At 68.0% G+C, this 13832-nt stretch carries 10 protein-coding genes; 5 read left to right on the top strand and 5 right to left on the bottom strand.

Annotation, left to right across the window (positions count from 1 at the left end; translation table 11 throughout):
* The first annotated feature begins 92 nt into the window (after positions 1-92).
* Complete coding sequence (locus tag OG787_RS45440) at positions 93-506, top strand: hypothetical protein (protein WP_405539295.1); 414 nt, start codon at positions 93-95, stop codon at positions 504-506.
* A 421-nt stretch (positions 507-927) separates the two neighbouring features.
* Here the strand turns inward: OG787_RS45440 and OG787_RS45435 are convergent, their stop codons facing one another.
* From OG787_RS45435 to OG787_RS45420, 4 genes are read right to left on the bottom strand one after another with little or no spacing between them, the layout of a single operon-like run.
* A complete protein-coding gene (locus OG787_RS45435; RefSeq protein ID WP_405539294.1) occupies positions 928-2043 on the bottom strand; it encodes a Wadjet anti-phage system protein JetD domain-containing protein in 1116 nt (371 codons plus the stop codon).
* Positions 2024-6490, bottom strand: coding sequence for a hypothetical protein (locus tag OG787_RS45430; RefSeq protein WP_405539293.1), 4467 nt, complete (start codon positions 6488-6490; stop codon positions 2024-2026). Before OG787_RS45430 ends, OG787_RS45435 begins: the two co-directional genes overlap by 20 nt.
* A gap of 12 nt (positions 6491-6502) precedes the next feature.
* Positions 6503-7318, bottom strand: a complete 816-nt coding sequence (locus tag OG787_RS45425; protein WP_405539292.1) for a hypothetical protein — start codon at positions 7316-7318, stop codon at positions 6503-6505.
* Positions 7315-8811, bottom strand: coding sequence for a hypothetical protein (locus tag OG787_RS45420; protein WP_405539290.1), 1497 nt, complete (start codon positions 8809-8811; stop codon positions 7315-7317). Before OG787_RS45420 ends, OG787_RS45425 begins: the two co-directional genes overlap by 4 nt.
* Before the next feature lie 796 nt (positions 8812-9607).
* On the opposite strand from OG787_RS45420, the gene dhaK reads away from it, so the two are divergent.
* From dhaK to OG787_RS45405, 3 genes are all read left to right on the top strand, one after another.
* The gene (dhaK, locus tag OG787_RS45415) at positions 9608-10600 is read left to right on the top strand and encodes a dihydroxyacetone kinase subunit DhaK (protein ID WP_405539289.1); all 993 of its coding nucleotides are present in this window, start codon (positions 9608-9610) and stop codon (positions 10598-10600) included.
* A gap of 62 nt (positions 10601-10662) precedes the next feature.
* On the top strand, positions 10663-11262 hold the full coding sequence (gene dhaL / locus OG787_RS45410) for a dihydroxyacetone kinase subunit DhaL (protein ID WP_405539288.1): 600 nt from the start codon (positions 10663-10665) through the stop codon (positions 11260-11262).
* The gene (locus OG787_RS45405) at positions 11255-11668 is read left to right on the top strand and encodes a PTS-dependent dihydroxyacetone kinase phosphotransferase subunit DhaM (protein ID WP_369029847.1); all 414 of its coding nucleotides are present in this window, start codon (positions 11255-11257) and stop codon (positions 11666-11668) included. The genes dhaL and OG787_RS45405 overlap by 8 nt, the downstream gene beginning before the upstream one ends.
* Positions 11669-11728: 60 nt before the next feature.
* Here the strand turns inward: OG787_RS45405 and OG787_RS45400 are convergent, their stop codons facing one another.
* The gene (locus tag OG787_RS45400) at positions 11729-12442 is read right to left on the bottom strand and encodes a glycoside hydrolase family 75 protein (protein ID WP_369029848.1); all 714 of its coding nucleotides are present in this window, start codon (positions 12440-12442) and stop codon (positions 11729-11731) included.
* Positions 12443-12808: 366 nt separating this feature from the next.
* Between OG787_RS45400 and OG787_RS45395 the strand changes: the two genes are divergently transcribed.
* Positions 12809-13792 carry a fibronectin type III domain-containing protein gene (locus OG787_RS45395; RefSeq protein WP_369029849.1) on the top strand — a complete coding sequence of 328 codons (984 nt, stop codon included), beginning with the start codon at positions 12809-12811 and terminating at the stop codon, positions 13790-13792.
* Positions 13793-13832: the final 40 nt, after the last annotated feature.

Raw genomic sequence — 13832 nt, 5'->3', positions numbered from 1 at the left:
TGCAGTGAGCTGGTGATGCCGTGCGCTGCTGCCGTGTGTGGTCGGACGGCGGATTGTCGTGTCCGAGGACGTGGTCTTGGAGGCGGCGATGGTTGTCGTGGCTGGAGGAGCTCGATCGGCGGGAGGCTGCCGCGCGGGAGGAGATTGCCGAACTGTGGGACAGGATCGGGGAGTTGAGCAGGTGTCTTGCTGAGCGGGAGGGGGTGTTGTCCCGGCTGGAGATCACGCGGGAGACGATGACCGAGATCCTGTCCGGTGACGGCACGGTCACGGCTGCCGGGGCGGAAGCGGACGCCGGCGGGGCGGGGGTTGAGGAGTACCGGTCCCCGGCGGGCTCGCCGGTCGGGGTGCGGCTGGTGCCGCAGTGGACGCCCGGGCTGGGGATAGAGGTGCTGCCGGGTTCGTACCGGGACATCGTCGAGGTTCCCCAGGACGCGGTGCATCCGATGCGGGCGCATCACCTGCGTGCCGCGCTGGGCCTGTCGACGGACAAAAGCAAGGTGTAAGGCTTCCGGTCGAAACTGAAGCGGCTGGTCGAGCGGGGCTGGCTGGGGCGGAGGAGGGGCCCGGACTGTTCACGCCGTGCGAGGCCCTGACAGCGGCCGGGGATGCGCCGGAGCAGGCGGGGGTCCTCCGCCGTGCGCGGCCGCGCCGGTGTGGGGTCGGGCTCTCGTCCCTAGCATCGAAAATACCAACCGATTCCACGCTCGAAAAGCGAGAGCCCGATGACTGGAGCGTATGCGGCCGCCGCCACGACTGACCCCTTTGACCGAGCTGCTTCTTTCCTCACTTCGCTCATCGATTCCCTCTCCCGTCCCGAAGCATTGCTCCTGACCCACGAGCGTGTGGAGGAAGACGCCGAACAGGGGGCGAGGGAGCTGGCCCGCCTCCTCCTGCAAGGCCAGCCTCGGGGTGAGCCCGGCCTGATCAAACGAGGTCGGCGTGCCAAGCCGTGTCGCGGGTCAAGTACCGGTAGCCGACCCACTCCTGGGCCAGGCGCCGGCCTGCCACCAGGAGGCCGGCCGCCTTCGCTCGGTGCGGCCCGGGCATCCATTCGACCAGGGCGGAAGCCTCTCCCGCTTCAATAGCCTTTTCCTTCGCACCGCGGGCGCGTCCGAGTTCCAGCAGCGCGCCGTACAGGCGCTCAGTGGGCTGGACAGAAGGAAGGCCCCGGTCGGTCGCTGTCTTGGATGCCGCGTGCGGAATGCGGATCCCGCTGAGGTCGAGGTCGCCGAAGTAGCGGATCTCCTCGATGCGGTGTTTGGCCGCGAGTGTGTTGACTGACGCGCGGAATGTGCCGCCGAGTCCCCAAGCGACGTACCCAAGTCGGTGGTCGTCGGGGAGGCTGTGCACGAGAGACCACCAGGTGGCCGAGTTCTCGACCACGAGCAGGATGTCTCCGGCGCCGACACGCTGGTAGTAACCGTCCCCGATTTCGGTCAGAAACGTCTCGGTGAGCAGCGGCGGGTGTGTCGTGAACGTGCGCAGAGTGGCGTGGAGCCGGTCGAGGTCGCCGAAGAGAGGCCCTGAGCGCAGGGTGTCGAAAGTCTTCTCCGGCATGGGGAAATCCGCTTCGCTGCCGTACGTTCCGAAGATCTCCAGAGCCCGCTCCCGTAGCGGCACAGGAAATAGGTCCGGATCGCCCATCAGCCACTGGTTGACGGCCACGTACGCAGAGCGCTGCTTCGAAGTCGCAGTCGGCCACTCCCCGGCGAGCGTGTAGAGGTCAGGGTGCCAGTGCGGCATGGGCGGTACAGCGGGTCGCGGTGGCGCGGTAGGACAGAGCCAGATCTTGACAGGCAGGGACACCTTGTCCCGGGTGCGCTGTTTCATCTGCTCGATCAGGCCTTGGTCTTCGAGTTCGTCCAACTGCCTTGACATGAGCAGGGGTTCGTATTCACCATCTGGGTTGCGGTTGTTCACCTTTCGGAATGCCGTCCAGATGTCGTCCAGTGCGACACGCGTCCTGCGCACACCGTTCCAGCCCGCCTCGGTAGCACCGGTTCTCAGGTGCCGGATGAACTCACTCTGCCTGTGCTTCACGGGGGTGTCCGCCCTCCGCCTCTCGCTTGAAGATTCTGGTTGTCGTGACGTTGCCTGTGCCATCCGGCTCGTCCAACGCGTCGAGCGCTTCCTGGATCCGGTCGGTCACAGTGAGGTACTTGCGCCCCGCCCGCAGATCAGCGTCGTTGCGCAACCTCAGGATGAGAGGGAAGCGCCTCAGCGTTCCGTCGTCGGACAGCCCTGTCGTGTAGATGAGTTGCACGCCCAGTGCCTCGGCGACCTTGCGTTGAAGGGCAAGCAGATAGTCCGCGTTTGCCCGGCCGATCGGGTTGTCGAGGAACAGGACACCGGAGTGCGCGTCCCTCTCCCTGCCCCGGTTGCTCGCCCGCAGAGCGGCCATGGTGCAGTACAGGAGGATGGCCGCGGTGAGGTGCTGCCCGCCGGAGAAGACATCCTTGATCTCGGAGACCCTGACGCGCTCGTTGCGCAGCACGGCGTCGGGCTTGAGCATGTCGATCCGGAACCCCTTGGGGACTGCTGCCCTCACCCCCGCGAGCAGCAGCGACATCCCGTCCCTGCGCACAGTCCGCCCGTCTGCGGTATGGCCCTTCGCCGCCTCGTCGATGACCTCCCCGATGTGCAGGTGCGCGGTGTCGTCCTGTGCCGGGGTGAAGCGGAAGCGGAGGAATTCCTGGGCCGCCCAGTCTTCCAGGCTTGCCGGCAGTCGTGACATCCGCTGCGCCTGGCGCAACGAGGCCAACGCCTTGTCGACCTGTGCTTTGAGGTTGCGCACGATCAGTGTGCGGTGTCGCTCTGTCTGGTCGATCTCCTCGTTCAAGGCGCGCAGGCGCGGCCTGAGGGCATCGGACCACTCTGTGGCACGGGCCGCCACCGTTTCCCAACCCGCGATACGAATCTGTGTCTGCACACGGACATGCAGGTCTTTGAACTCCTGGGCCCCGGCATGGTGGGTGATCTTCTCCGTAGCCGCGCGCAGAGTTTGCTCGTCGGTCCGGGCCTTCCCTTCGCGGGTCGTACGTTCCTTGCCCATCCGGGCGACGAGTTCCTGGGCCGTGTCCGCGTCCCCCTCGTAGGGCGCGGTGTCAGCGGCGTCGCTGTCGCCCTCTGCCAGGTCCGTAGTGAATCCGTCGACGATGAACTGGAAGGCCTTCGCCGACACCTCGGCATCGGCCAGTTGAAGTCCGAGCCGCGTGAGTACTTCCTGTTGGTCCGCCGCTTTTCGAGCGCAGAGCGTCTGCTTCTGCCTGGCTTCGTCGACGGCTTCGGTGCAGGACTCGATATCGGCTGGGTACTTGGGAAGCTCTACTTGAGTTGTCACGCGGTTCTTCGCAGCTGTTAGTTCGTCCGCGCAGCGCGACTCGGCCACTGCTGCTTTTCGCGCCCCGGTGTCGGCTGCCTGAGCAGCGCGGTCCGCACTCTCCAGAGCTGTCGCACGTGCCGCTTCGTCGGATCCCTCGGGGCTCTTCAACAGTACGGCCGCCCTGTCACGGACGTCTTCGGACAGCGCCAAGTAGCCACGCTTCGCGGTGGCTGCGCGTTCATTGGCTCGCCCGAGCTCTTCCAGCAGATCGCTCCCGACCTGAACCCGCAGGTATCGCGCTTCGGCCCCTTCGTACGTACTCCGTAGCAAGGCCGTCGAGAGTTCGGGAACCGGATCGGAACGGCGGACGTCCTCGCTCCCCGGGAGCTTGGCCCGGTCGTCGTTGACGATACGCACGGTGCGCCGGTGCTCGTCGGCTCTGCGCAGATGGTCCGTGACGAGCTTCTGCAACTCGATGGCCTCGCCCTCTGCTTCCCCAGCGGCTTCCTGGCGCTCCCGCATCCTCTCCTTCGCGGACGAGGCCTGCTCTGTCCATTCCGGCAGGTGGCCGTGACGACCGGCGAGTTCCGTGAGACGTTGCAGCCGCTTGGTGAGGGAGTCCCGAGTCTCGCGCAGGGGAGGGAGTTCCTCCTGGATCTTCCTCCGCCGCTCTTGGAACGTCTGGAGCACTTCCTTGCGTTCAACCACCTTTGCTTCGGCGACTGTCTGCTCCCGCACCACGCCTGCATGCTCTTCGGTCAGTGCGGTGATACTGCCTTCCGGGTAGCGCGTGCGCCAGGCCGTGAGTGCGTAGGTCAGGTTGCTGTCCTCCTCCATGCGAGTGGCCAGCTCTTGGGTCCGGGCGCTGCGTACGGCGTGCCGAGCATCGATCGCAACGTGCTCGGCGGTCGCCGCGTCCACGTCATACAGGGCGGGGTGGGGCGGGATCACCGCCACGACGCCGCCTGTCAGTTCTGTCTCGGGGTCGGTGAAGGCCCTGGTTGTCGAGACCGACACGAAGACAGTTGGCTGGGGACGCAGTGCCGTGAGTACTTCCCGGGCCCGGTCGATGTCGTCAGGGTCGTTGAGGAGGATACCCGCGGCCAGGTGCGGCAGTCGCTCCACGATGTCGCGTCGCCGATGTGCGTCAGGGATGGCAGCGAGGTAGTGCCATCCCGGGACCGCGACCACTTTGGCGTCCTCAAGGGCCTTGCAGGCGTCGGTGACCACTTGGGTGGGCGGCAGGAGGTCGCCGGCGGCCAGCGCGAGGCGTGCCTGTGCGTCGATGGACTCGGCGACATTGAGTTCGGTCCGTTCCCGTTCGGCCTCATTGCGTGCGGTACTCAGTGCGTCCAGGAGCGAGGTGATGTCGCGTTCGAGGTCGATGTCCGCCACGTCGAGGAGCCCGGAGAGCCGGGGGTTCGTCTCCAAGCGCACCGCCTGTGAGCGGGCCTCGTCCAGGCGGGTGGTGAGCTGCTCATGACGCCGAAGCAGGTCCCCTGCCTCCGCCTCGGCCTTGCGCAACTTGTCCTGCGCGAGGGCCTCTCGCTCTGCGAGTTCCGCCCATTCTCCTTCCAGATCCGTGACGCGCTGGGCTGTGTTGTCGCGTCCTTCCTGAACGGTCTCCACGGTCCGAGGCAATGCGGCGGCGTCGTGCAGCAGACCGGCACCGACAGCCGCCTCGATGTCCTCACGCAGTCGCGTGATCAACTGGTCGAACTGGGAGGCCTCGTGTTCGGCTTTCGTGGCGTCCCGGTGCGCCTCGCGGGCACGCTTCTGCGCCGCGAGCTTCTCCTTCTCCCCATCCTCGGCCTGCTTCAACTCGTCGGAGGCAGTCTGGGCGGCCTCGTCGGCCGTCGCCCACAGGCTGCGCGCCAGGCGGCGTGCCGCGGTGTCGCGTTCTTCCAGCGCCGGGCGCGCCTTCTCCTCCTCGGCGCCGATGAGATCGGTCACCGCTTTGACCTGGGCGACGCTGTCGTCATGCTCATGCACAATGGGGGTTGCTCGCCACGCGTCCACCAGAGCTCGCGCCTTGCGCAGTCCCTCTTCGCGCGCCGTCAGCTCCCGTTCGGCCTTCTTGTGCTTCAACTCGGCCAGGAGACGCTGTAGTTCAGTCACAATTGCCTCGGCATGACCGGCGGCACTTGTCAGCTTACCGAGTTCCTTTTGTGACTGGTCGACCTGTGATCGTTGGGCGAGCACCACGTTCTGCTCGTCACGCGCGCGTACCCGAAGCCGTCCGACCAGTTCCACGACGTCACGGGTGGCCTGCTGTGCACGGCGACGCGACTGCTGGGCCGCTCCAGCCAGTTCGACGATCGGGCCCAGGAGATCGAGCGCGCCGGCAACGAACGCCCGCTCCGTGAGGAGCAACCCGCGTCCCGCGAGCCGCTCCACGTGCTCGGCGACCAGCGCCGCCAGGTCGTCCATCTCCTCGGACCTGACAATCGCCCGTAGCAGGAAGTCGACGAACTTCACGTCCGAATCGAGCTTGAGCCAGTTCGCCGCTTCGCCTTCGTCGACATTCATCTCCCGCTGGTACCGGAAGAGTTCGGGGTCGATGCCGAGCAGCTGCAGCCGATTCGTCCAGTCGCCCTGATGCCGTGTCCAGTACAGCTCAAGGCTCTGGTCGGCTGTGTACGCCTCCTGGAGCTCGTCCCGATATGTATCCAGGGCACACGACTTGGTACCGACCGCCATCGGGAGCGTTCGAAGGTTGATCTCGTCACTGGGACGCAGGCAGTACCAACGTTCGCGCAGGTTGTCGGAGACTTCGGAGGCGATCTGGCTGCGCCAGGCGAGCACCTTGCCGGTGAGCAGCAGATCGCCGGTGAGCGGGTTCATCCACTCCAGAACAATGTGGGACACGTCCTTGGGCATCACGAACTTCTCGATGACACGCGTGTTGGTCGTGCCCACGGTGTGGCGACGTCCAGGAAGAACCACGGAGAAAACGAGCTTGAGGAGAACGGACTTGCCACCCCCGTTCTCCAGAAGGACCAAAGTGGCGGGGGACGGCCGGTAGGTCGTGGTGGCGGCGTCGAAGAGGGCCCCTTGCTCGACACCCACCGGGCGCCCCGCGCGACTGAGGTCCAGGGTGACGTCGTGGAAACGGGCACCGGCCGGTCCGACAGTTCTCAGCCGGACGCGGGACAGCTCGTACATGGCGCGGTTCTCCTAGTCGTACAGCGTCTCGGCACGGGTGGTCCGGAGCGTCCGGGTCCCGGCAATGGGAGGCAGCACCCCGAGTTCGGTCAGTTCCTCGTAAGCGCGGGTGCTGGCCAGCTCGCGCACTTGGAGCTGATAGCGGTGGGTAGCGGCGAAGATCTTCTCCCCGTCGTCGGAGTCGGGTCTGCCCTGGATGAACATTCCGCGGTCGACGAGGTGTACGAGAGCCCGGCCTATGAGGGTGCGGGTGGCCGATGCTCCCGGTCGCCCACCCTTGGTCGGGGCCACTTCGGGTCGGCGCTCGTATGCTCGCCAGGCCTTCTCCAGTTCCGGAGCGTCAGCCGGTGGATCTTGCGACTCCTCGCTCTCGGCGACACGTTCCGCCAGCACTCGGCACACCGACCGCACGAGCTGGTCGACGGCCGACACTCGGACCTTGCCCTGATAGCCGTCATCGGCCAAGTCCTCGGGCCGGGGGAAGGCCAGGGCCGCGACAGCCAGGTGTGTGAGGCCGTACAAGATGCGTTCGGCCTCCCGACTCTCCCGCATCCGCACGTGCCGGGCGTACTGGTCCATCCGTGTCTCGAAGACCGACCCTGGCAGCGCGGTGTGCACCATGCCGGCACGCGAGGTGACGGCGATGACCCGCAGTCCCATGCCCTCCGCGTACCGGGTGACGAGCGTCTCGAAGTCAGGATCCTCTGCGTAGCGCTTCACGAGTACTGCGTAGGCGCTGTCGCGCGCAGGTCGGGTCTTGGGCTTGAAGCCGTAGCCGATGAGTCTGCCCGCTGCCTCCGCGTCCTCGGCCATGGTCTCGATACTCATGATCGTCCGCTGTTCCTCTCCAGACGGTCGGCATCCAGAGCCGCACGGTCGAATGCCGCGGACGTCAGCAGCAGGTCGTCGCCCTCGAACCCCTGACTGTCCAGTGGGATTCCCGCCGATACGGCAAGCAGGACGCGGTCGGCTCCCTCACTCAACGCCGACCCCAGCTGTGGGCTAAAGGCCCGCAACGCCAACAACACCAGAAGGTCGGGGAGTTCCGGATCGATAGCAGCGGCTTCCTCCAGCAGCTCGGACAACGGCCGCGCCTCCTCGATCAGATCGAGCAAGGAGTCGGCCAGGCGCTGCTGATCGTCGGTGTATCCGCGTACTTCCACCACCGGGACGAACTCCGGTACCTCTTCCTCTCCCGTGAACCGGGCTCGTTCCGGTGGCGGGGCGAGCAACGTGGGGACCAGCGTGACCAGGCAGAGCTGGTCATCCACCGCCGGCCCCATGGAGTGCTCGTAGAAGGACCGCACTGGATGGGCGGCATCGGCCAGCGTGAGTCCGAGCACCGGCTGAAGGAGGTCGCCATAGACGTCCACCGAAGCCCTGAGTGCGGTGCCGGAGAACTGTTGGCGGTCTTGTTCGTCGAGGAAGAGCGTGCGAGCACCGCGCAATCGGATCTGTAGCCGAGTGTGCCGGCGAATGCAGTCCTCCACGACGTCGACCAGCTCGGCTGCCTGCCGCCTGCGGATCGGATCCTGGGACTGGTCACGATCGGTGGAGACGGACCGGGCGATCGCTGACTCCTCCTCAAGCCGGTGATCGACGTGGTCGAGAGCCTCGTTGAGAAGGTTCGGCACCTCGTCCGTCCAGTCGACCGTCGTTACGTTGCGACTGGTGGCGTCGAGTTGGGCGCGAATGATCTCCGCGTACTGGATGGTGCGTATGCGCGCCTGCTCGGCCACGGCCTTCGCGTCGGCCAGCTGTCCCCTGCCGATGAGGTTGCGCAACCTCACCTCGGCGGCGATCTGAGCTGATTCGACGTCCGTATCCAACGCACCGACCAGAACGTTCAACGCCTCATTGGAGGCGCGCAGATACAGATCCCCATTGCTGTCCGAACGCTCTTCGATGAGCTTGAAGTCCCACTTTCTCAGCGCATACGAGCCCGCAGCATCCACCTCTCCGTAGTAGCGGCGGAAACCCCTGTCCGTGTCCCGTACGTTGATCAGGGAGTCAAGCACCCATCCGGCGACCCGTGCGTGCTCGTCGACCGGACGGTCAGGCGCCTGCCAGCCGACGAAGCCCCTGGCCCTGATTAGGACCTGTTCATGGTTCGCCCCGGTGTCGTAGTCCATCGCGATGGCCACATGATCGATGATCTGCAGAGCAACTTCGGCCATCTGGTAGTGAGAGCCGTCCAGCCATGGCAGTTTCGCTTTGCGGATGTCGAGATCGTGCAAAGGCGCTGTGCAGGCCAGGGCCTTGAGCCTGCGCGTGAGTCCTTCGTCCGCCCATACGTTCCGTTCGCCCCCCTGAGCGTTCATGGCGTCACTAGACACGCTTGAGTCTGTGGATGTCACCTGATCCACATGGCCTGGCGAGAATCGCGGAGGTGATCTTTCGCAATGACTCAGCAGTAACTTGCGACCCTACGCGCTCATTTACTGCGTATTCCCTGAACACACGCCCTTCTGCCCATGAATCGGGACTCGGAAGGCGCCTCAACAAATTGGCTGAATCACGATCTATCGGGAGGACCGGATCAGCTGCCCCTCCCCCGCACCGCCTCGTTCCTGTGGCAAAGCGGCTTGATGTGGACCAGGTCGAACATCGCGGCTTGCCTCGGTGCGGTGGTGGCAGTCGCACCGCGCCGAGCGACATTCCCATGAGAACGGAAAGAGGAACCGCAGATGTGTTTTCCACCTGCCCAGCGGCCCGTCAGCCTTGCACCGGCAGGCCCACTTCGCAGCCAGTACTCGTGCCGCGTTGGCATCCTCCCGAAGCAACGGGACATGAATGCGACGGCGCGGTTCAGCAGGCGGCACGACGCACCCTTGCGGTCAGGAGCCGCAAGGCGGCAGCAAGCCACACCGTCGGCGCGGGTGACCTTCACTGCCGCAAGGCCGATACTGCCCACAGCAGGACTCCAGCCGCCGTCCAACCAGCACTCCGCAGCTACCTGACACCCCGTCACAGAAGTCAGCATTGAGTCAGCATCAGCACCGCCAGAACCCGCCACAGGCCGCCATGAACCGCCAAGATCGGCAATCAGCCTCAACTACTCTGACCAGCAAAGAAGCAGGCCGTGGCCCGGCCTGCTAAGCTCCCCAGGAGGTACCCATGAGGATGCTCATCAACGTTCCGGAGACCGTGGTCGCCGACGCGCTGCGGGGCATGGCGGCGGCCCATCCCGAGCTGACCGTCGACGTGGAGAACCGGGTGATCGTACGGCGGGACGCTCCCGTGGCCGGAAAAGTGGCCCTCGTCTCGGGTGGCGGTTCGGGGCACGAGCCGCTGCACGGAGGGTTCGTGGGACCGGGGATGCTGTCGGCGGCCTGTCCGGGTGAGGTGTTCACGTCTCCCGTGCCCGACCAGATGGTGCGGGCCGCGGCGGCCGTGGACAGCGGAGCGGGCGTGTTGTTCGTCGTCAAGAACTACACCGGCGACGTCCTCAACTTCGACATGGCGGCCGAACTCGCCGAGGACGAGGGCATCCAGGTCGCGAAGGTGCTCGTCAACGACGACGTCGCCGTCACCGACAGCCTCTACACGGCCGGGCGGCGCGGCACGGGCGGCACGCTGTTCGTCGAGAAGATCGCGGGCGCGGCGGCGGAGGAGGGGCGCCCGTTGGAGCAGGTGCGCGCCATCGCCCAGCAGGTCAACGACAGTTCCCGCAGCTTCGGTGTCGCGCTCGGCGCCTGCACCACCCCGGCCAAGGGCAGCCCCACCTTCGATCTGCCGCCGGGCGAGCTGGAGTTGGGCGTCGGCATCCACGGCGAGCCGGGCCGGGAGCGGCGGCCGATGATGACCTCGGGCGAGATCGCCGACTTCACGGTGGAAGCGGTGCTGGAGGATCTGAACCCGCGCAATCCCGTTTTGCTCCTGGTCAACGGGATGGGCGCGACACCGCTGCTGGAGTTGTACGGGTTCAACGCGGAGGTGCACCGGGTGCTGGCCGGGCGCGGGGTCGCCGTGGCCCGCACACTGGTCGGCAACTACGTCACCTCGCTCGACATGGCGGGCGCCTCGGTGACCCTGTGCGAGATCGACGAGGAGCTGCTGCGGCTGTGGGACGCGCCGGTGCGCACGGCGGGTCTGCGCTGGGGCATGTGAGCCCGGGTACGGCAGTGACCGACGTACCCACCACGCACGCACCTACCACGCAAGGAGATCCCGTGCTCGACGCCGACTTCTTCCGCCGCTGGATGACGGCGACAGCCGTGTCCGTGGGCCATGAGGCGGAGCGGCTCACCGCCCTGGACTCGCCGATCGGCGACGCCGATCACGGCAGCAATCTGCGGCGCGGTTTCAACGCCGTGGCCGACGTCGTGGAGAAGGAGGCGCCGGCCACGCCCGGCGCCGTCCTCGTCCTCGCCGGACGCCAGCTCATCTCGACGGTCGGCGGCGCCTCGGGGCCGCTGTACGGAACGCTGCTGCGCCGTACCGGCAAGGCGCTCGGCGAGGCGGCCGAGGTGAGCGCGGAGCAGTTCACGGACGCGCTGCGCACCGGGGTGGACGCGGTGATGGCACTCGGCGGTGCGGCGCCGGGCGACAAGACGATGATCGACGCCCTCGTGCCCGCCGTGGACGCCCTCGCCGTCTCGTTCGCCGCCGCACGGACGGCCGCCGAACAGGGCGCCCTCGCGACCGTGCCACTACAGGCCCGCAAGGGCAGGGCGAGTTATCTCGGCGAGCGCAGCATCGGTCACCAGGACCCGGGGGCCACCTCGTCGGCGCTGCTGATCGCGGCTCTCGCGGAGACCGCCGGTGAGTGACGGGAGCGGCCTGGTCGGGGTCGTGCTGGTGTCGCACAGCGCGGCGGTGGCCGCCTCGGTGGCGGACCTGGCCCGGGCGCTGGTCGGCGGCGGTGCGGCCGTTCCCGTCGCCGCGGCGGGCGGCACCGAGTCCGGCGAACTCGGCACGAGCGCCGAACTGATCACCGCGGCGGCCCGTTCCGTGGACCGGGGTGCCGGGGTCGCGGTCCTGATGGACCTGGGCAGCGCGGTCCTCACGGTGAAGGCGCTCCTCGCGGAGGGCGACGAACTCCCGGACGGCACCCGCCTGGTGGACGCGCCGTTCGTCGAGGGAGCGGTGGCGGCGGTCGTCACCGCGTCGACGGGAGCCGACCTCGCGGCCGTGGAGGCGGCGGCCGCGGAGGCGTACACGTACCGCAAGGTGTAGGGGGTCGGGAGCGGCGGGCAACGGTTCGAGGACCGGCCCGCCGCGCCCTCACGGGCCTGCTCAGTCGCCGTCCACGGCCCCGGCACGGCCGACGCCCTCGCCCACGAACTCCTTCGCCAGCCGCTCCCCCGTCTCCACCGCCGCCGCGTGGTCCTCGATCGGCGACACCTTCGAGTTCTTGAAGACGATGTACGTGACGCCGGAGGCCGCTCCGCCGCCGTGCGGGTCGGGGTTGATGCCCAGCGCGTCGGCGGTCGCGTAGGACGCCTCGCCGATGATGTCGCGGGGGCCGGTGTCGCCGACGACCGCGTACTGCACCCGGTCCTTGTAGACGACGGCCGCGACCGAGCCGCCCCGGATGCCGTAGTCGCGGTAGTTCCAGATGCTGCTGGCGACCGGTACGACGATGAACGGCAGCCGTTCGGGGTCCAGTTGGCGGCCGTCGGACTGCTGGTAGGCGGTGGTGTCGGCGAAGTAGGGGTCGGTGCGGCTGTTGCAGCGCGGGCCGGCCTGGCCGTCGCAGTCGATGTCCATGTCGGCCGTCCAGTAGACGGCTTCGTCGGTGCCGCAGACCGGGATGTCCGCGCGGGCTCCGGCGTCGCTGCGGTAGTGGCCGTTGGACACAGGAGTGCAGCCTTGCACCCTGGCCAGCAGGTCGACGGCCCGGACGCTGCCCTCGTACCGCGCCGGCGCGTTCGTGTGAGCGGCGGGCAGCGCGGTCGGGGCGAGCAGGGCGGCACCGGCCGCGGCGAGTGTCAGCGTGTGGACACGCACGATAGGGGCCCTCTCCTGGGGGATCTGACGGACACTCGGCCCAATCTGGTGCCGGTCCGATCACGCGTCCACCGTTAGGGGGCCGTACGGTGCATGCCCCGAACTCGCGACAGGGGCCGGGCGCCTGAGCCCGTGTCGGCTCCGGCGACCCGGCCACCCGTGACGGCGCGGGTCCTGCGACGACAGCGGTTCCGCGCCCCTGACATGAACTGCCCCGACAGCGGGGCGAGTTCAGCCTTGACGAGCCTCAGCATACGTAATCACGGCGGACACGGAGCAACCGCACCCCTCTTGATGCACCCGCCCCACCGGGTCCATATTGGTCCGGACCAATACCGTGCGGGAGGGGCGGAGGAGGGGACAGCTGTGCGACGCGTGACCAGGTACGTCACGTCCGTCTGCGGGACACTGCTGCTCACCGCCTCCTGCACCTGGACCGGGGACGCGGGCGGGAGCGGCACGGACGGTGGGCTCCCGCCCGCCCCGGCCGGGGTCACGGCCGCCGCGGGCAGCGCGACCAGCGTGCACGTGATGTGGAACCGCGCGCCGGACGGTCCCGAGGTCTCCGCGTACGAGGTGTATCGCGGCACGGCGAAGGTGAGGGAAGTCCCCGGGTCGGAGCACATGGTGGACGTCGTCGGGCTCACCCCGTCCACCACGTACGTCTTCACGGTGCGGGCCCGGAACACGGCCGGACACTCCGGCCCCCGCAGCAAGACCGTCCGCGCGACGACCCGGGCAGCGTCCGCGACGGACACCACCGCCCCGACCCGCCCCGGCCGCACGCGGGGCGAGACCACCGGCAGCCGGTCGGTGGAGCTGTCCTGGGGAGCGTCGACGGACGACCGGGAAGTGGCCTCGTACGACATCCACCAGGGCGGGGCGAGGATCCACACGGTGGCCGGGGACCGGACGACGGCCGTGGTCACCGGTCTTCGGCCGGGCACCCGCTACACCTTCACCGTCCGCGCCCGGGACGCCGCCGACAACGTCTCCGCGGCCGGCGCCCCCGTACGTCTCACGACCGCCCCCGGCACCGACACCGGACAGGGGACCGCCCCCACCGGCTTCCGGGCGACGACGCATCGCACGGACGGGGCGTACTACCTGGACCTGTCCTGGATCCCGCCGCGCGCGGACGGCGTGATCACGGAGTACGAGATCCAGCTCGACGGACATCCGGCCACCTCGCTGGTGTGGGGCGGGCCCGTTCCGCGCGGACGGGCGTCGTACAGCTTCTATGTGGGCCGGGAGGCGGGGGCGGAGTACCGGGTGCGGATCCGGGCGCGGCTGCCGGACGGGACGTGGGGCGGGTTCTCGGCGGAGCGGACGGCGGTGACGGCACCGTAGAGCCGAGGGGCCCGCCGCGGTCCCGGACCACCGTGACAGC

Origin of the sequence: Streptomyces sp. NBC_00075 (assembly GCF_045041225.1) — a bacterium.
GTDB classification, from domain to species: Bacteria; Actinomycetota; Actinomycetes; order Streptomycetales; family Streptomycetaceae; genus Streptomyces; species Streptomyces adonidis.
Note: the sequence above shows the minus strand (reverse complement) of the source record. Positions and strands in the feature narration are given on the sequence as shown.